General features: G+C 66.6%; 19 protein-coding genes and 2 pseudogenes. 6 read left to right on the top strand and 15 right to left on the bottom strand.

Annotated features, from left to right (window positions below):
• Positions 1–234: 234 nt before the first annotated feature.
• From BLV94_RS07465 to BLV94_RS07455, 3 genes and pseudogenes are all read right to left on the bottom strand, one after another.
• Positions 235–2,116 (bottom strand): annotated as a pseudogene (locus BLV94_RS07465) (phosphoenolpyruvate carboxykinase (GTP)).
• A gap of 54 nt (positions 2,117–2,170) precedes the next feature.
• Positions 2,171–3,055, bottom strand: a complete 885-nt coding sequence (locus BLV94_RS07460; protein ID WP_072943970.1) for a hypothetical protein — start codon at positions 3,053–3,055, stop codon at positions 2,171–2,173.
• 121 nt (positions 3,056–3,176) lie between these two features.
• A complete protein-coding gene (locus BLV94_RS07455; RefSeq protein WP_072943968.1) occupies positions 3,177–3,542 on the bottom strand; it encodes an ArsR/SmtB family transcription factor in 366 nt (121 codons plus the stop codon).
• Between the two features lie 323 nt (positions 3,543–3,865).
• On the opposite strand from BLV94_RS07455, the gene BLV94_RS50680 reads away from it, so the two are divergent.
• On the top strand, positions 3,866–4,222 hold the full coding sequence (locus BLV94_RS50680; RefSeq protein ID WP_244163540.1) for a DUF1275 family protein: 357 nt from the start codon (positions 3,866–3,868) through the stop codon (positions 4,220–4,222).
• Between the two features lie 23 nt (positions 4,223–4,245).
• A complete protein-coding gene (locus tag BLV94_RS50675) occupies positions 4,246–4,401 on the top strand; it encodes a hypothetical protein (protein ID WP_244163539.1) in 156 nt (51 codons plus the stop codon).
• A gap of 61 nt (positions 4,402–4,462) precedes the next feature.
• Here BLV94_RS50675 and BLV94_RS50670 read toward each other — a convergent pair whose 3' ends face one another.
• Together BLV94_RS50670 and BLV94_RS50665 are read right to left on the bottom strand one after the other, a co-directional pair.
• Positions 4,463–4,912, bottom strand: a complete 450-nt coding sequence (locus tag BLV94_RS50670; RefSeq protein ID WP_255314993.1) for an alpha/beta hydrolase fold domain-containing protein — start codon at positions 4,910–4,912, stop codon at positions 4,463–4,465.
• Positions 4,913–5,028: 116 nt separating this feature from the next.
• Positions 5,029–5,358 carry a hypothetical protein gene (locus BLV94_RS50665; RefSeq protein WP_072943991.1) on the bottom strand — a complete coding sequence of 110 codons (330 nt, stop codon included), beginning with the start codon at positions 5,356–5,358 and terminating at the stop codon, positions 5,029–5,031.
• A gap of 162 nt (positions 5,359–5,520) precedes the next feature.
• Between BLV94_RS50665 and BLV94_RS07435 the strand changes: the two genes are divergently transcribed.
• Complete coding sequence (locus BLV94_RS07435; protein WP_083395511.1) at positions 5,521–5,886, top strand: WhiB family transcriptional regulator; 366 nt, start codon at positions 5,521–5,523, stop codon at positions 5,884–5,886.
• A gap of 731 nt (positions 5,887–6,617) precedes the next feature.
• Here the strand turns inward: BLV94_RS07435 and BLV94_RS07430 are convergent.
• Together BLV94_RS07430 and BLV94_RS07425 are read right to left on the bottom strand one after the other, a co-directional pair.
• Positions 6,618–6,902, bottom strand: a complete 285-nt coding sequence (locus BLV94_RS07430) for a hypothetical protein (RefSeq protein WP_072943967.1) — start codon at positions 6,900–6,902, stop codon at positions 6,618–6,620.
• A gap of 150 nt (positions 6,903–7,052) precedes the next feature.
• A complete protein-coding gene (locus tag BLV94_RS07425; RefSeq protein WP_072943965.1) occupies positions 7,053–7,670 on the bottom strand; it encodes a carbonic anhydrase in 618 nt (205 codons plus the stop codon).
• A 209-nt stretch (positions 7,671–7,879) separates the two neighbouring features.
• Between BLV94_RS07425 and BLV94_RS07420 the strand changes: the two genes are divergently transcribed.
• Positions 7,880–8,374: a MarR family winged helix-turn-helix transcriptional regulator gene (locus BLV94_RS07420; protein WP_072943963.1), complete on the top strand. Its 495-nt coding sequence runs from the start codon at positions 7,880–7,882 to the stop codon at positions 8,372–8,374.
• A 49-nt stretch (positions 8,375–8,423) separates the two neighbouring features.
• Positions 8,424–8,565, top strand: a pseudogene (locus tag BLV94_RS48545) (IS701 family transposase); the annotation flags it as partial.
• Between the two features lie 168 nt (positions 8,566–8,733).
• Here BLV94_RS48545 and BLV94_RS07410 read toward each other — a convergent pair.
• The 3 genes from BLV94_RS07410 to BLV94_RS07400 all read right to left on the bottom strand — a co-directional run bounded on the left by BLV94_RS07410 (position 8,734) and on the right by BLV94_RS07400 (position 11,415).
• Positions 8,734–9,162, bottom strand: a complete 429-nt coding sequence (locus BLV94_RS07410; protein WP_072943987.1) for a hypothetical protein — start codon at positions 9,160–9,162, stop codon at positions 8,734–8,736.
• Between the two features lie 714 nt (positions 9,163–9,876).
• On the bottom strand, positions 9,877–10,392 hold the full coding sequence (locus tag BLV94_RS07405; protein ID WP_072943961.1) for a DUF5994 family protein: 516 nt from the start codon (positions 10,390–10,392) through the stop codon (positions 9,877–9,879).
• Positions 10,393–10,551: 159 nt separating this feature from the next.
• Positions 10,552–11,415, bottom strand: coding sequence for a GTP pyrophosphokinase (locus BLV94_RS07400; protein WP_072943959.1), 864 nt, complete (start codon positions 11,413–11,415; stop codon positions 10,552–10,554).
• 64 nt (positions 11,416–11,479) lie between these two features.
• On the opposite strand from BLV94_RS07400, the gene BLV94_RS07395 reads away from it, so the two are divergent.
• Positions 11,480–12,268 (top strand): helix-turn-helix domain-containing protein, encoded by a 789-nt coding sequence (locus tag BLV94_RS07395; RefSeq protein WP_072943958.1) that lies wholly within the window; start codon positions 11,480–11,482, stop codon positions 12,266–12,268.
• A 330-nt stretch (positions 12,269–12,598) separates the two neighbouring features.
• Here the strand turns inward: BLV94_RS07395 and BLV94_RS07390 are convergent, their stop codons facing one another.
• The 5 genes from BLV94_RS07390 to fdxA form a co-directional block, all read right to left on the bottom strand.
• Positions 12,599–13,009 carry a DUF952 domain-containing protein gene (locus BLV94_RS07390; protein ID WP_072943957.1) on the bottom strand — a complete coding sequence of 137 codons (411 nt, stop codon included), beginning with the start codon at positions 13,007–13,009 and terminating at the stop codon, positions 12,599–12,601.
• A 92-nt stretch (positions 13,010–13,101) separates the two neighbouring features.
• On the bottom strand, positions 13,102–13,413 hold the full coding sequence (locus BLV94_RS07385; protein ID WP_072943985.1) for a dsRBD fold-containing protein: 312 nt from the start codon (positions 13,411–13,413) through the stop codon (positions 13,102–13,104).
• Positions 13,414–14,057: 644 nt separating this feature from the next.
• Positions 14,058–14,504: a hypothetical protein gene (locus tag BLV94_RS07375; protein WP_072943956.1), complete on the bottom strand. Its 447-nt coding sequence runs from the start codon at positions 14,502–14,504 to the stop codon at positions 14,058–14,060.
• Between the two features lie 181 nt (positions 14,505–14,685).
• Entirely contained in the window at positions 14,686–16,431 is a 1,746-nt protein-coding gene (ctaD, locus tag BLV94_RS07370) for an aa3-type cytochrome oxidase subunit I (RefSeq protein WP_072943955.1), read from the bottom strand.
• Positions 16,428–16,814: a ferredoxin gene (gene fdxA / locus BLV94_RS07365; RefSeq protein ID WP_072943954.1), complete on the bottom strand. Its 387-nt coding sequence runs from the start codon at positions 16,812–16,814 to the stop codon at positions 16,428–16,430. Before fdxA ends, ctaD begins: the two co-directional genes overlap by 4 nt.
• Positions 16,815–16,860 lie beyond the last annotated feature (46 nt).

Here is a 16,860-nt window from a genome sequence, read left to right as displayed (position 1 = left end):
CTCAACCGAGCCCGGCTCCCGCAAGCTCCGGCGGGTGTCGTCGCCTGCCCACTCACCAGAGGCATTTTCCGGTCAGTGGCGCAGGTAACCTCGATCGCCCTGCGCGGCGGCCTGGTTGTGGCCGGCACCGATCAACGGTGTCAGCGCGTATCCGCCCCCCGGGTTCGGGCCCACACCCCGGTCGCCTGAACCCGAACACCGACCGTGACGCGGTCCACGATTGCGCGGTCGTTGTCAGAATCGGGGCTGCGCCCACCGGGATTCCCGGTTCTCGGAGGCGGTGGGGGCGCGCCGGGGATCGGCGGGGGCGGCGTAACCGGACGCGGCGAGGCGTTGCCGGAGGGCGGCGAGTTCCTCGCGTAGGACGTGGGGCAGTCTGTTGCCGCCGATGGTGGCGAACCACTCGTCGATCAGCCGAAGTTCGGTGATCCATTCGGTGGGGTCCACCCGCAGCGCGGCGGCGATCGTGGTGTGGTCGAATTTCAGGCCGGTCAGGTCGAGGGCGCCCGGGGTGGGCGCGTGGCCGAGTGGGGTCGCCTCGGCTTCGGCGGTGCCCTCGATTCGCCGCAACGCCCACTCGAGGATCCGGGAGTTCTCGCCGAAGCCGGGCCAGAGGAATTTGTCGTCATCGCCGCGGCGGAACCAGTTGACGTAGAAGATCTTCGGCAGCACCGGGTGGGTCTGCTCGCCGATGTCGAGCCAGTGCTGGAGGTAGTCGCCGACGTGGTAGCCGAGGAACGGCAGCATCGCCATCGGGTCGCGGCGCACCACACCGACCTTTCCGGCGGCGGCGGTGGTTTCCGAGGACAGGGTGGCGGCCAGGAACACCCCGTGCCGCCAACTCAATGATTCGGTGACCAGAGGGAGGGTGGTGGCGCGGCGGCCGCCGAAGAAGAGCGCCGAGATCGGCACCCCGGCCGGATCGTCCCATTCGGGGGCGACGGTCGGGCACTGGGCGATCGGGGTGCAGTACCGCGAATTCGGGTGCGCCGCCGGCTCCCCGGAGGCCGGGGTCCAGTCCCGCCGTTTCCAGTCCGTCAGATGGGGCGGCAGCGTATCGGTCATGCCCTCCCACCAGATGTCGCCGTCGTCGGTCAGCGCCATGTTGGTGAAGATCGAGTTACCCCGCTCGGATGGTGGCCATGGCGTGCGGGTTGGTGTGGGCCCCGGTTCCGGGTGCGACGCCGAAGAACCCGGCTTCGGGGTTGACCGCGTAGAGCCGGCCGTCGTCGCCGAATCGCAGCCAGGCGATGTCGTCGCCGATGGTTTCGGCGGTCCATCCGTCCAGGGTGGGGTCGAGCATCGCGAGGTTGGTCTTGCCGCAGGACGAGGGGAACGCCGCGGCGATGTAGTGCACCGTCTGCTGCGGGGAGATGAGTTTGAGGATGAGCATGTGCTCGGCGAGCCAGCCCTCGTCCTTGGCCATCTTCGACGCGATCCGCAGCGCGTAGCACTTCTTGCCGAGCAGGGCGTTGCCGCCGTAGCCGGAGCCGTAGCTCCAGATGGTGCGCTCCTCGGGGAAGTGGGAGATGTATTTGGTGTGGTCGCACGGCCACGGGGTGTCGGTCTGCCCCTCGTGGAGTGGGGCGCCGACCGAGTGCAGGCATTGGACGAATTCGGTGCCCGGAGTGAGTCGGTCCCAGACGGGGGTGCCGGAGCGGGTCATGATCTGCATCGAGACCGCGACATATTCCGAGTCGGTGATCTGGACCCCGAACTTCGGCTCGGGCGCATCGAGGGGGCCCATGCAGAACGCGATGACGTACATCGTGCGGCCGGCCATCGCGCCGCGGTAGTGCTCGGTCATCATCGTCTTCATGTCGACCGGGTCCATCCAGTTGTTCGTCGGACCGGCGTCGGCCTGGAACTGGGAGCAGATGAACGTGCGGTCCTCGACCCGGGCCACGTCCTCGGGGTCGGAGGCGCACCAGAAGGAGTTCGGTTTGCGCTCCAGTCGCACGAAGGTGCCCTTGTCCACCAATTGTGTGGTCAGCCGGTCCCATTCGTCGGCGCTGCCGTTGCACCACACCACACTGTCGGGGGCGGTGAGGTCGGCGACGTCTTCTACCCAGGACACGACGGCGGGATGAGCGGTGGGGGCGGTGGGGATGCTCACGGGTGTTCTCCTTCAACACTATTCGACACAATGTGGCGCCTGCGACGGGGTGGATCATCGCTGTTGATCGCGATAGGGGACGGGATGGCCGAGGGCTCGGCTCACGTGGCGGGCGATGGCGGAGACCAGCCGCCGGTCATCGACGGACGGCAGCAGCTGGTCGGTGGGGGTGATCAGCGCCAGTGCCCGCACACAGGCGGCCACGGCCTCGACGGTCAAGGTCTGCACCTGGTGCCCGCACAGGGCGGCGAGCAGTCCGGGCAGCACCAGCGCACCGTAGGGGAAGCCGTCGGCGGGAACCGTCACTGTGCGGCTGACTGCCGCGCCCTCGGGCGCGCAGCCGGCGAGATCGATCAGGGCGTCGTTGTGGTCCATCAACCGGCGCAGCGGGAACGCCTCGGCATCACGCTCGTGCCAGCTGCTCAGATCCCCGATCCCGGAGGCGATCAACACCGGCGCCAGCAACGGCGCCCACGACGCGCCGGTGATGACGACCCGGCCGGCGCGTGGCGGGACGCCGCGGCGGCGCAGGGTGGTGATCGTCGCGGCCGCCACCGCCGCCGTCAGCACGTCCAGTTCGGTGAGGACCACGGGCCCGCCGCGCTCGGTCACCTCACGTTGCACCGCCGCGGACTCTCGGTGCCTCAACCCGACCACGAACACCGCGGACACCCCCGTTGGGAGACCCAGGATGCGCTCGGTCAGTAGGTGCGGGTCGCCCGTGGTCATCGGAACGCTGAGCGCGCGCATCGGAGTCCGCTCCCGGATGAGGGCCGCATAATCCTCCATCGCGGCCCACGGCGACCGGGTCCGCACCGACCCGGCCGTGCTGGGCGAGCGGGTGGCGGACACGGCGAGCACCGCGACGGCGATTCCCGTCAACGCCATCCCGGGCCCGTCGGGCCGATCGCTGGTGCCACCGTCGGGATTGTTCGTCACCGCCCACTTCTCTTTCCGGGTCCGAGAGACGAATCTCCGCCGCTCATGCATCCAATATACGTACTTTAGAAAATTCGCAACTAATACTCAGTGGTGTGGGGTTCTGCCGTAGTGGGCCTCGTCAGCCCCTGGTCTCGGCCACCAAGGCGGGGGGTTCGGGAAGGTCCTCGAGCACCTCGGCCTGCCCGGCGACCACCCCCGTCAAGATCCCGCGCGCGACGCGTAGCAGCTCGGCGATGCGGGGGGAGGTCAGCGCGTAGGACACCGACAGGCCCTCGCGGCGGGCGGTGACCAGGCCTGCGCGTCGGAGGACCGACAGCTGCTGGGACAGGTTCGCCGGCTCGATGCCCACCTCGGGCAACATCTCGGAGACGGCGTGTTCGCGTTCGCTGAGCAGCTCGAGGACCCGGATGCGTGCTGGGTGCCCCAACGTTTTGAAGAAGTCCGCTTTCATTTGATACAGCGGTTGGCGCGAGTTCGCGGCCATGGCTCCTCCTGTCGTCCCGGGTCGATCCGGCGCCGGCACGGTGCGTGTCGCTCTCGCGGCGGCGTTGGGCCGGATGCCTCGCCTGCAACCTGAAACTCCGGCAGGTTGTGTTTGTTACTTGCGAATCTTAGCAATTCGCTAGGGTTCGTGCTGCGGAGCCGACGCCGAATGCTCGCGGTGAGGCGCTTCGCGCCAGGCGCACCCGCGCCGCTGGGAGAGGATTTGCGAAAGATGCCCTCGGCGGCGTCGACCGTCCTGGTCAACGGAGGCCCCTTACCCCATACCGTCTCCGATACCGACAACCGACAGGTGGGTGATGCCGAATGAGCACACCCGATGTGGAGATGACCATGCGACAGCGGGGACGACGAGCAGTCGAGACCGCGGTCGCGATGCATGTCGGATTCGTCGACGCCTTCGGGTTCGTCCTCCCGGGCGGGTTCTTCGTCTCCTCGATCGAAGCCACCACCACCCGGGCCGGCATCGCCCTCGCCGACGTTATGTGGTTCGTCCTCGGACTCGGAGGGGCAATCATTGCCGGGTTCCTTATCGGCGTCGTCCTCGCCGGCGTAGTACGCCACAGGTGGCCCGGCGAGCGCATCACACCGGTTCTGCTGCTCTCGGCGGTTTTCCTCGCGGCGGTCGGCGCCCTCACGCGGTCACCGCCACTGCACCCCTGATCGGATTCGCCCTCGCCCTGGCCATGGGAACCGAAGCCACCCTTCTCGAGACCGGCGGCCTGCTGGCCGAGGCGGCGCGGTCTCTGACCGATCACCTGTTGGCCGGGGACCTCGGCGATGGGTTCGATACCTGCCGCTCTGGGGTGCGGTCGCGGTGGGGGCGGCTGCTGGCGCGGTGACGTACCGGGTGCTTGGGTCCGGCGCACTCTGGGTCGCCGCGGGGGCCGCGACCCTCGCCGCCTACGCCTTCAGGAACAGCCTCACCGACCCGACCGACGCCGCCGGCTCGTATGGACCGGGTGCTATCGAGCGGGAGGACGCCTCGGTGGTCAGCGGGTCGCCGGTCACCGGCGTCATGGTCTCGCCGATCAGTTCCAGTTCCGTCCAGGGAGGCATCGGGGCGCCGCCGGCGGGGAGCGGCAAGCCCCACTCGCCTAGTTCCATGATCACCGACAACACAAGGGCTCCACCTGCGGAATCGCCGACCAGCCTTGCCGGGGGCCAGTCTTCGTCGAGTAACCACCGAAAGGCATCGGCGCTGTCGTTCACCGCCGTGGGGAAGGATGTTCCGGCGCCAGGCGGTAGTCGAAGCCAAGCATCGTGCCTTTCAGGCTCGAGAGACAATCGTCCGTTGAACTGCCGCCACATCCACGACGCGCCGCAAACGTAGCCGCCTCCGTGTAAGTACATGAATACAGAGTGGTCGGACGATCCGTCGGCCCGTTCTTGCGCGGACGCCGAGGTAGCGCAGCCTGAGATCGCTCGGTGGGACGTGGGAGGGGGCGGGGTTCGGCCGTCGTGGCTTGTCAGGCCGGGTTGGGCCGGTGCGGGTGGTGGCGGCGCCGGTGTGGGGTGAACCGGGCGCGGTGGCGCATGTAGGCGATGGCCTCGTCCTTTTGGCGACGACGCCGACGGGCGAGGGTGAGCCGGGCGGCCGCGGTCCGGTGGCGAAGGGTGTCGTCGGCGAGCAGGTGCGCGGCGGTGCGGTCGCATTCGATCAGCAGTTGGGTGTACAGCGGCCGCAGGCCGGTCCCGCAGAGCATGCGCAGGCCGGGGTCGTCGAGGAGGTGCAGCGGGATCCGCAGCAGCCGGTAGTTGATCCGTGCCACCGCGAGGGGAAGTGCGCCCAGTCCCATGGCCCGATGGTAGGTGGGTGCACACACGCCCGTTGTGCCGGGCTCCGGGGTGGGGGTCACCCTGCACCGGAGCCCACTCCAGTTGCGGAACGCCACGTCCCCTGAGATGTGGACACCAGGGCCGGCGACGTTCCCTTTTCTGAAAATGGCTACCGTTAAGGCATGGCCTCAACCTCTCCCCGATTGTCCCGCTCGTTCGGCGGCCGCTACCTGAGTCGGCACGCTCCGGATCATCGGGAAGGCTTCGATTGGAGGTCGCTCGCGAAGTGCCGAGGCGCCGACTCGGAGATTTTCTTCTCCCCGACCGGCGAGAGCCGCCGAGCGCGGGCACGGCGCGAGGAGTCGGCCAAGGAAGTGTGCACCCGCTGCCCCGTCGTGTCGGCGTGCGGTGAGTACGCGTTGAGGGCGGGCGAAAATTACGGCGTATGGGGAGGAATGACGACGAAAGAACGCAAACGCATCGGTGCGGAGCAGGTTGGCGAGCCGCGCCGCGGTCAGCACCGAGTCCCACCGGACCTCCTCAAGTGACCGACCCGGTCCCTCGCCGCGGCCCGGTCGCCCGGCCGTCCGACGAGCAGCGCCAGCACCGACCGTGGCACCCGTCCAACACGGACGAAGATCGTCGAGCCCGAGGGTGCGGCGGGACGAAGATCGTCCACGGTCCGCGACACTGAGGGTGGCGGCACCGTCTGTGCACGCTGCGCCAGAGCGGATCCGGCACGACACCAACAGTGCGCGCGGTGCGGCAAGACCGCTCCGGTCGCCTACCGGATCGACGGCGCACCGTTCTGTCAGAGTTGCGGCCCGCGCAAGCGGCACACGTGCAGCGGTTGTGGCCGCGCGAATCAGATCGCCCGCGCTGTTACCGATGACGGGCCGCTCTGTCCGCGCTGTTACCACCGTGCTCGGGTGCGCGACTGCGCGCGCTGTGGCCGCACCACCACCAACATTCGTGTCGACGACCGCGTCGCTGGGACCTGGATCTGCGACCGCTGTTGGACACCACCCACCGAAACGTGCTGCAGTTGCGGGAAGGGGAAGCCGTGCGGTCGCCGCACCGCAGCGGGGCAGCCAATCTGTGCGACGTGCCGCCAGCCTCCATCACGCCCACCGACTGCCCCGCGCAGCGGGTAAGAACCAGCGACACATCAGGATTACGAGACACGCGCAGCCGGACGCGATCGGTGTTCGTGGTCGCCCAGTGCTGCACCACCGGTGGCTCGACGAGGAGGTACTGCCGGTGCACGGAAAGGATTCCGTCACTCGTCGGGTTCGCACCACTGGTGACTGGGCAGGAACCGTGATCGCATGGTCAGGAGAAAACCTATCGTCAACACGAAGACGGAGGCGACGATCTTCCACCATAACGGCTGATCGGACACGACGGCCCCGACAGTCCAGCAGAGGACGCCGGCCAGGGCCAGGCCCATCGAGATCTTGTGTGTGCCGGGGTGAGCGGACGGGCTCGATCCCCGGATCAAGCCGTCGCCCAGTCCTCCGATGCCGATAAGGCTGAGTCCGGCGAAGTACAGCGCGGTGCTCACTGCGGATCCTCCGATCGGTGCGGCGCAGCCACTTACGGCACCGGCGGGTCAGGCTGCGTCACCCTGCCGCGCCGGTGCCCCGCCCGCGCTATTGCCGGTGGTGAGTGATGTGGTGGTGTCGGATCCGACGAAAGTGGTGGTTCTGGGGAGTCAGTCGCCGGGCTCACCGATGTCTCCGACCGTCCCCTGAAGATGTATTCGGCCGTCGGACAGCTTGTAGGTGACGCCCGCGACGGCGCAGGTACCGGCCTCGATGCGTCCGGCGATGATGCGTGAGCGCTGCGCAAGAAGTTCGCCGGTCTCCACTACGTGACGGGCCTCGAGTTCGTCTGCGGTGCAGAGACCTTCGCGACGTCCCGTCATGACTGACGGTGCCACGCGTTCGACGACGGTGCGAATGAATCCGTCCGGCACCGCACCGTTGTCGAGCGCGTCGAGCGTCGCCTGGACGGCGCCACAGCCGTCGTGGCCGAGCACGACGATGAGCGGAACGTTCACGATTTCGACGGCGTACTCGATCGAGCCGAGAACGGCGTCGTCGAGGACGTGGCCTGCGGTGCGCACGACGAACACGTCACCGAGACCCTGATCGAAGATGATCTCGGCGGCGACTCGCGAGTCTCCGCATCCGAACAACATGGCGGTGGGGTGCTGCCCGTCGGAGAGCGCCGCGCGGTCCGCGATCCCCTGGTTGGGATGCAGTGGGGTTCCGTTGACGAATCGCTCGTTTCCCTGCCGCAGGACCTTCCATGCGGACGCGGGGGTCATAGGGTGCGAGGAATCTGTGTGCACTGAGGCCTCATTTCGTCTCGACCGGGCTGGGTACTCGTGTCGCTGCGCCGGGCCCGGATCGGGCCGAAGCTCGAACATCACTGACGAGGTCACGGCTCAGCGCGTCGGGGTGGTCCAGTACCCGCCAAGCTACCCAAGTTCTTGCAGCATGCAAGGCTTACAGTAGCTTCTGCAATACTTGAGCTATGCGCAAACGCGGCGGTGACGACGAGTCGGTGAGCACGAGTCCCGAGGATCTGCGAGCATTCGAGGTCGCCACCCGAGATCTCGTGGGTGTGGCGCTGCGCAGCATCGAGGGCGGCGACGTCGAGGTCACGTTGCCGCAGCTGAGGTTGCTGATGGTGCTGAGCGAGGAGGGCACAGTGAGTTCGAGTCAGGCGGCGCGAGCACTGGGTGTTGCCGCCTCGACGGTCACCCGCCTCGCGGATCGTCTACTCGCCTCCGGGTACCTCAGACGAGGCGCGGATCAATCGAATCGCAGCGTCGCCACCCTGGAATCGACGGCGCGGGGGCGCGCCGTCGTCGAGCAAGTGAATGCTCGACGGCAAGGGGAGTTACGTCGGATCCTCGACCAACTCGACCCCACCGAGCGGTCCGATTGTGCGGCCACCCTGCGTCGCATACACGAGTGCCTCGACGGTACGTCGACACCACCCGCGCTCAGCTCGCTTTTGCGGTGAACTGCCCGCTCCCGTGGTCACCGGCTGGTGCGGTACGCCACCACGTGCGATCCGATGGCGCATCGAGCACGACTACCGGGAACTGAAAACCGGGCTCGGACTGGGTCATTTCGAGGGGCCCTCCTGGCTCGGCGGGCACCACCACGCGACCCGTGGTCACCGCCGCCCACCGTTTCCTCACCACCCGCTGATTGACTCAAAGTGCGCAATCTGCGACTTGCCCGCGTCTGAGGTTCGTCCACCTTGTAATGAATCGGCTGGACAGGACTTGCCCCCTACGCCCACCCTCCGCGAACGCGCACTTGCTCGTTGAATCGGTACCTGCCGACTGTGCCACCACACCGCCTGGCGCAGTCCTACTAGGGCAGGGCGTGGGGTACGGGTCCGATCTCGATGGTCGACGACGTTGCCGCCAGTCCGATCCGGGCCCATTCCACGGTCACCATGAGCGACACCGGCGCGGGGATTCCGTCTATCCAGTACCGCGGCGTGGTGCGGAAGTCGATTAACCGCGTCGTTCCGGTCGACAGGATCGGGGCCTGGTACGGGTCGGCCTCGCCCGTGAGATCTCCGGCGCGCACGTGCGTCCGGAGGAACGACCACCGCGGCGACGGGTCTCCGGGGTCGGTCAGCGGTCGTGTTTCATAGCGTGCCTGCTGGGCCGCGTGCCCGTAGGCGGTGAGGGCAAGACGCAGTTCCACCCCGGCCGGGTAGCGAAGAAGGTCGATGAGTTCGACGGTGATCCCGAGGCCCGCGGCGAGAACGGAACGCCCGTGAACAATACCCACGCCGCGCCAGGAGGGTGGGGGTGCGGCCGGCCAGCGTCTTCGCATACTCGTCATACTTCCACTGAGACGGAACCTCAATGTGAGAATCCCATCGGAGGAGGGCTTTTCGCGTCCCACGGCACGCAAACGACGTTGGCATCCGTGCCGTGGTGTGCACGACAATTGTACCAAGCAGCACTTGTACGGGCTGTATCACCTGGGTGCTCGGTAGTGTGAGTGGGCCGGAACGACAGTGTCTCTCGGCTATGCGACTGGTGGTGGCAGGGGGAGTGGCACTGGAGGAGCAGCACCAGCACCAGACGGTGGGTCATCCTGTGGATGCCGAACTTTGGGTTCCACCCTCTTCGGTGAGGCCGTAGGTAATCCGCCGAACTACCCGCGGACATGAAAAGGCACTGACCCCACCGTCTTGCGATCCTGCGAGCACGTGTCCCATTCACTCAGCGGTACGGACGCTTCTGCGCCGTGGAGTCGTGTATCACCAGGTGAATGGTGGAACACGATGACCGCGCCGCGACGCGCACGACTTCCGAGCGAGCGCATGCGGTAAATTTCGCGTCCGTTGGACAACGTTTCGCGCGTGGCTCGACGGGCTGCTGTCGCACGCGTTGTCCACGAGGGCACTGGGTGCTGTCACCCTGACCGCCCGTTGTCGAGGATCACTGTGGCGGTGGCAGGGTGGACGGAAAAGATGTGTGACCCCCCGGGTCTCACTCAGCCGTATCGCACCCGTTCGCGGTCGCCGGTGCGGCGCGGCCGCACAGACCTGTCTCCTCGGTGGTGTAGTGCTCCGCCTTCGGACTCCCAGCGGTGTTGGGCGCGCAGTGCCAGCCGGCGATCCTCGGCCTCGCGCGCACCGATCGCGAGCAGTTCGTCGGCGGTGGAGACGTCGCGCGGACTCGCCGCCGTCATTATGGTCGCGTAGGCGAAGACCGGGTCGGTGTAGGGAGGGACCACCAGCAGGACCAGCCGTCCGAACTTCTCGCCGGTGATCGCCAGTGTATTGCTCGACTGGTCCTTGGAGTGTCGCAGGTCCACCGTGTTGCCTGCGTGGTCGATACGCGACGGTGCTGGCGCCCAGCCGTTCTCGTCGTAGGCGATCCGGTCGATGGGGCCCAGCCGCCGCGAGAGCGCCGTGAGTAGGGCCGGAAGCTCATCGGTGAGGTGAGTCGATCGTGGCCACCAGGCGCCCTGCACGAATCCGCGGGACTGGGCGGGCTTGAGCCGCAATCGCAGTCCTCGACCGGGTGAGGGTGTCGCCTTCGAGGCATCCACATGCAAGGTTGGTGTGGACATGAGTGGCCTCCCGCCTGTTGGTGATTGGTGAAACGGTTGTCGTGGGATTTACGGATTGGGGTTTCGTCGGCATGCTGTGGGTGCAGTGCTGGGTCATTCTCGGGTGTCGCCCTGCAACACTGCGTCAGTGAGATGTGTGGTGTTTCGGCAGACATCCACACCACCTGCCGGCGAGTATCGCACGAGCGGCCCGGCGGTCGAGTTGTGTGGTTTCGCGCAACGGTAGTGTGAGCGATCGCGATGATCGTGGTCGAAGGCCTCGAGGCGCAGTGGACCGTCGTCGGAGTCCACCGCCGACTTCAGACCGGCAACTTCGTTGTGCAGCCGCTCCATCTTCCTGTCGAGTCGGTGCGCGACATCGGCGGCCTCGGTCAGCTCCTGCAACAATCGGCGGGGCACGGAGCGCTGGTACTTGTAGTAAATCTTGTGCTCGAGGCTGGCCCAGAAGTCCATGGCGATTGTCCGGATTTGCAGCTCGACGGGCACTTGGACGACCCGGTCGCTCAAGAACACCGGGATCTCGACTGCCACATGCAAACTCTTGTAGCCATTGGATTTCGGCTTCGCGATGTAGTCTTCGACCTCGAGCACGGTGACATCGGGCTGACCGCCGATAAGGTCCGCAACGCGGTAGGTGTCCGAGATGAGACCGCAGGTGATGCGGACTCCGGCGATATCGCGGATGTTCTGACGAATGTCGGCGACCGTGAGCGGGCAGCGCAGGCGCTGCGCTTTGGCCATGATGCTGTCGGGGGATTTCACCCGTGATGAGACATGCTCGATAGGACAGTGTCGATCCAGGTGCGTGAAACCCTTTCGCAGGATTTGCACTTTGGTGATCAACGTTGAGATTGCGCATTGGTAGGGGAATACGAACTGGGTGAATTCGGGACCGAAGAGCTCGAACTGCGTCGTCGTCATCGGTAAGTCGGAATCGCAGATGGTGTCGACCGTCATCCCCTACCTCTGCTGTTGTGATGCGGCTAGTATTTAACGGAAGTATATCCTTTAAATTGGTAGAATGAAAGGTGACGAGGTGGACGAGGAAAGCGATACCCGGGGGCCGCGGCGAAATTTCCTGCCGCGCAACCGGAAACGGGAACGTGTTCTTCGGATGGTGCGTGAGCACGAGGGTGCGGTGGACGCCGTCGAACTGGCATCACAGATCGGTGTGCACGTGTCGACGGTGCGGTTCCATCTGGACGCGCTGTGTGACGACGGTGCGATCACGCGCACCCGAATGAACCGGCCGGGCGCCGGCCGGCCCCGTACCGGCTATCTGGCGATCGAGGAACGCGTGGACTACCGGACTCTCGCCGACGTCCTCGCGATGGAGCTGGGCCAGACGGTGCAGACGCGTGCTCGCCGCGCGCAGCATGCCGGGCACGAATGGGCCACGCGGATGGCGGCTTCCCGCAGCGCAGGCACCGGTGACGGCGGGCACACCCCGGAGTCGGATGCCGATGATGCGCTCGATCACGCGGCGGCGCGCACCACGAATGCTTTCGCGCGGATGGGGTTCGGCCCCGAGCTGGTCTCGGCGCCGGGCCCGTCGACACCGTCGTCGACGGACAGCGGCGGCCCCGCGGGCGAACGTGAACGGATCATTCGCCTGCACGCCTGCCCGGTACGGGATCTGGCCCGGTCGCATCCCGAGGTGGTGTGCGGAGTGCATCGGGGGTTGCTGCAGGGTCTGCTGGACACGTCAACGACCGAGGGAAACAGAAAGCCGCATCAACCGGCCATCTCGGCTCACCTCGAGCCGTTCGTCGAACCCGAACTGTGCGTGGCCAGGCTGGTGGCGGGGTGAGTCAGGTTGCCCGAAACGCGGCGCTACTGGTGCCAGGTTCTGGGCCGGGATGAGGGGGGCGATGCCGGGATGATTGCGGCGATCGTTCTCCGGAACGCTCTGCGACACGTTGCTTTGAGAGTGACTCGTGGATGATGTTCGACACCTCGAAATCTGTCGGCCCCGGGTTTCTTTCGACGGGCATCTGGTGATGTGAGGCACTCGTACACGCCCGAGCCACACTGTGCACCACCCCTACCGATGCGGCCCGCGCGCGAATCTGCACAGTTGGCCCCCGCGCCGGCCGCCGTGTGTCGACAGCGGTGATCTGGGTGTACGGGCGGGGGATTGTTACGACGCCGCCTCGCCGACGCGGTACCCGGAAAGGTCGGGGACGGTCCAATTCTCACCGTGTTTCTCGAGCGGGATGGTCGCCACCACGATGTCCGGATCCAGCGGCACCGCTCCCATGATCCGCGGAACCCACCGACCGGGCGTACCCGACGGTCCCGCCCTCTCGTCCCAGCGAACGTCGACACCGGCATCGCGGAGTGCGTCCTGATCGATCACAATCACCGCCAGGGGAAGATTGACGTCACCGTAGACGGTGGCGAGGACGTGCTCGAGTTGCTCCGCGGTCGCGGCGTGGATGAATCCGATCTGATCGAGTGTGTGGGCGCGGGTGGACGCCTCGTATTCTCCGAACCGTGCGGCGCCTTCCCAGTCGTCGGCGAGGGCTATGTGAAAGATCTGTTCGCTCATCGTGATGTCCTTGTGGAGGATTGTCCGTGGGAATGCAGGTGTCGGGCGCCGCCCCACGCCCGGAACGAAAGGGGTTTCGTGCGTGCCGGTGTTCAGGCGGAGGAACGTCGACGGCCGAAGACGGCGGCACGCGCGGAGGTGAGCGCGCTGCGCGTGACCGCTTCCCGCTGCGCGGCTGCTTCGTAGAGTTGATGCGACAGGTCTGCCAGGGCGCGGGCAGCGGCCATGTCGTCGCTGACCTCCGGGACGTCGGTATGGCGCGGATTGCGCCGTGCGAGTCCCGTTCCCACGAAGGCGGCCCGGCCGCTGGTACGCAGGCGGGCCCTCGCTCGGGTCTGGGCGCCGGTCTCCGCCGATTTGTGTTCGTCGATGACGATGTTCACCGACCATGTCTTCTGGTTCACGGTTGATACACTTCCTTTCGTATTCTGCCATCGCGGACGCATCCGAGTCGACGCTGATGACCCCGGGGGGTCTGCGGCCACTGTCTGCTCTGTTCGGCGCGGATTGTGGTGGTTTTCCGGGAGATCCGTGGCCTCGTGCGCCCGGCGATGCGACGCCGTTCCGTCATCGTGGAGACCGCCGGGGCAGCGATCAGGTGTGTGGTCCTCGCGGACCCGACGGTGAAGTCGGGAGGTGAGGGCATCGAGTTCGGCGGAGTCGGTGCCGGTCAGGTTGCGGTGCATCGCCCGGGCGATCCTGGTGGCTTGGGCTGTGGCCTGTTCGGCGATCGGACCCTGAAACATCTGCCCGACCGTGGTGGACCAGAGGGTGAGCCATCGCAGGAAGTGCCGTGCCTCGAGTCGATGCCGGGTGTGGATGCTCCGGTGCACCCGCAGGGCGCTGCCCTGGTAGAGGCGGGCCCCGAACAGGACGGTCTCCCAGAAGTCGCACATGATCGGCAGGTGTGATTCGAGCCCGCTCCCGCGGATCTCGGCGAACGGGTCGGCGAGGAGGTCGTCGACGAGCACGCACCCATAGAAGCGGCGGAGCAGGTCCTCGAGGTCGGCGCGGGTGGCCAGATCCGTGCGCGTAGGTTCGTCTGGTGTCAGTGAAGGCATGAGGCCACCGCCCGAAACAGCTGGAAGATCAACGCGATCAGCAATGCGACCTTCGCTACTTCCAGTCCGATGTACACCAGGTGCATCCTCGATCGTGGCAGGTGCTCGCCGGCGAGGATCCGGTCCGATCGTGTACTCAGGGGCGGGCGGACCACCGCGATCTGCACCACCAGCACCACCGTGACAAGCGCGAGCACCGTCAACGCGGTTGCGTCCGGGGGCGCGGCGACGCACGACGCCAACAATGCCAGTGCCAGAACCAACTCCACCGCGTTGAGTGCGAGGAAGACCCTCCGGCCGATCCCGAGCCCGATGGCCAGGGTCACGCCCGGGGCCCGAAATTTGATCGGCGCCTCGAGAAACGAAATCGCCACCACCATCCCGAGCCAGAACACCGGCAGGATCAACTGCGTGTAGCGCGCCACTTCAGTCATGTGCCACCCACCTTGTCAGGCGGGCACGGGTCCGACGGACGGTCTCCGGTGGACGGGTGCGGCGGTCGCCCCGCGGGGTCGGCCGGTCGCCGCCGTTCATCGGACCGCGGCCGTGCAGGCATCGTGGCCGCATCGGCTTCGGGGCACCGCAGGAAACTGTGGGAACGATGGGCGGTGTCACTCATCGCCGGCCCGTTTCTCGCTCGGGTTCGGAGACGGTGCCCGCGGTGACCGTGACCGACTTGGGCCGTCGGCCGACGTACGTTTCGGCGCGCATCCGTTTCACCATGTGGGGGTAGTGCAGTTCGAACGCGGGGCGCTCGGAACGGATTCGGGGCAGCTCGGTGAAGTTGTGCCGCGGCGGGGGACAACTGGTGGCCCACTCGAGCGAGTTCCCGTAACCCCAGGGGTCATCGACCGTGACCACCTGGCCGTACCGGTAGGACTTGAAGACATTCCAGACGAACGGCAACACGGACCCGCCGAGGACGAACGAGCCGATCGTCGAGATCGTGTTGAGGGTGGTGAACCCGTCCGTGGGGAGGTAGTCGGCGTAGCGGCGGGGCATGCCCTCGGCGCCGAGCCAGTGTTGGACCAGGAAGGTGGTGTGGAAACCGATGAACGTGGTCCAGAAGTGCCATCTGCCGAGGCGTTCATCCATCAGCCGTCCGGTCATCTTCGGGAACCAGAAGTAGATGCCGGCGTAGGTGGCGAACACGATGGTGCCGAACAGCACGTAGTGGAAATGCGCGACGAGGAAGTAGGAGTCGGTGACGTGGAAGTCCAGCGGCGGGCTCGCGAGCAACACGCCGGACAGGCCACCGAACAGAAAGGTCACCAGGAAACCGAGCGAGAACAGCATGGGGGTTTCGAAGGTGAGCTGCCCTTTCCACATGGTGCCGATCCAGTTGAAGAACTTCACCCCGGTGGGCACCGCGATGAAGAAGCTCATCAGCGAGAAGAACGGCAGCAGAACGGCGCCGGTGGCGAACATGTGGTGCGCCCACACCGCGGTGGACAGTGCGGCGATGGCGATGGTCGCGTAGACGAGGCCGGTGTAGCCGAAGAGCGGCTTGCGGCTGAAGACCGGGAAGATCTCCGAGACGATGCCGAAGAACGGGATCGCGACGATGTACACCTCGGGGTGACCGAAGAACCAGAACAGGTGTTGCCAGAGCAGGGCGCCGCCGGTGGCCGGGTCGAACAGGTGCGCCCCGAGGTGCCGATCCACGAGTAGGCCCAACAGTGCCGCGGCCAGAATCGGGAAGGCGATCAGGACCAGGATCATGGTGATGAAGATGTTCCAGGTGAAGATCGGCATCCGGAACATCGTCATCCCCGGCGCACGCAAACAGATCACGGTGGTGATCATGTTGACGCCACCGAGGATGGTGCCCACACCGGCCAACGTCAGTCCCGTGATCCACAGGTCGCCGCCCACCCCCGGCGAATGCACCGCGCTGGTCAGGGGGGAATACCCGGTCCAGCCGAAGTCCGCGGCCCCTCCGGGGGTGAGGAACCCGGACACGGTGATGATCGCGCCGAACAGGTACAGCCAGTAACTGAACGCGTTCAGCCGGGGGAACGCCACGTCGGGGGCGCCGATCTGCAGCGGCAGAATGTAGTTCGCGAATCCGAAGACGATCGGCGTCGCGTACAGCAGCAGCATGATGGTGCCGTGCATCGTGAACAGCTGGTTGTACTGCTCGTTGGACAGGAACTGCAGACCGGGGACCGCGAGTTCGGTGCGGATCAGCAGTGCCATCAACCCGCCGACCATGAAGAACACGAACGAGGTGACCATGTACATCAGACCCAGCATCTTGGGGTCGGTGGTGGTGGCGGCCTGGTAGAGGAACGTCCCCTTGATCCCGCGCCGTTGTGGGTACGGGCGGGCGGGGACGACGTCCACGGTGAGAGGTGTCACGATGCGCCGCCGCCGCAGGGGGACCCCTCGCCGGTAGCGGCGGGGTCCGAATGTGGATGCCCACTGACCAATTCGGTGTCGGCGGCGAGCCGGCCGAGCTTGCCCGCCCCTCCCGGCATCCCCAGTGCGGCACTCGCGCCGGGGAGCGGGCGGTGGAAGAACCGGGCGTTGTCGTCGGTGAACGCGCCCCACCGGGCGGGCAGGTCGTCCTCGTAGTAGATGGCCTCCACCGGGCAGACCGGCTCGCATGCGCCGCAGTCGATGCATTCGTCGGGGTGGATGTACAGCGACCGGCCGCCCTCGTAGATGCAGTCCACCGGGCATTCCTCGACGCAGGCCCGGTCCATCACATCGATGCACGGCTCTGCGATCACATAGGTCATGGCCACCTCCGGGAAGCTAACCCTTTTTTAGAGGAATCCCTTCCTC

It is taken from the genome of Rhodococcus koreensis (assembly GCF_900105905.1).
Taxonomy (GTDB): Bacteria; Actinomycetota; Actinomycetes; order Mycobacteriales; family Mycobacteriaceae; genus Rhodococcus_F; species Rhodococcus_F koreensis.
The sequence above is the reverse complement of the archived record's forward strand: the minus strand, read 5'-3'. Positions and strand labels throughout refer to the sequence as shown.

Bases quoted from the DNA above. Each gene is read 5' to 3' on its own strand.
- BLV94_RS07455 (WP_072943968.1), bottom strand. From the start codon at position 3,542: ATGGCCGCGAACTCGCGCCAACCGCTGTATCAAATGAAAGCGGACTTC.
- BLV94_RS50680 (WP_244163540.1), top strand. From the start codon at position 3,866: ATGAGCACACCCGATGTGGAGATGACCATGCGACAGCGGGGACGACGA.
- BLV94_RS50675 (WP_244163539.1), top strand. From the start codon at position 4,246: ATGGGAACCGAAGCCACCCTTCTCGAGACCGGCGGCCTGCTGGCCGAG.
- BLV94_RS50670 (WP_255314993.1), bottom strand. From the start codon at position 4,912: ATGTACTTACACGGAGGCGGCTACGTTTGCGGCGCGTCGTGGATGTGG.
- BLV94_RS50665 (WP_072943991.1), bottom strand. From the start codon at position 5,358: ATGGGACTGGGCGCACTTCCCCTCGCGGTGGCACGGATCAACTACCGG.
- BLV94_RS07435 (WP_083395511.1), top strand. From the start codon at position 5,521: ATGGCCTCAACCTCTCCCCGATTGTCCCGCTCGTTCGGCGGCCGCTAC.
- BLV94_RS07425 (WP_072943965.1), bottom strand. From the start codon at position 7,670: ATGACCCCCGCGTCCGCATGGAAGGTCCTGCGGCAGGGAAACGAGCGA.
- BLV94_RS07420 (WP_072943963.1), top strand. From the start codon at position 7,880: ATGCGCAAACGCGGCGGTGACGACGAGTCGGTGAGCACGAGTCCCGAG.
- BLV94_RS07400 (WP_072943959.1), bottom strand. From the start codon at position 11,415: ATGACGGTCGACACCATCTGCGATTCCGACTTACCGATGACGACGACG.
- BLV94_RS07395 (WP_072943958.1), top strand. From the start codon at position 11,480: ATGAAAGGTGACGAGGTGGACGAGGAAAGCGATACCCGGGGGCCGCGG.
- BLV94_RS07390 (WP_072943957.1), bottom strand. From the start codon at position 13,009: ATGAGCGAACAGATCTTTCACATAGCCCTCGCCGACGACTGGGAAGGC.
- BLV94_RS07375 (WP_072943956.1), bottom strand. From the start codon at position 14,504: ATGACTGAAGTGGCGCGCTACACGCAGTTGATCCTGCCGGTGTTCTGG.
- fdxA (WP_072943954.1), bottom strand. From the start codon at position 16,814: ATGACCTATGTGATCGCAGAGCCGTGCATCGATGTGATGGACCGGGCC.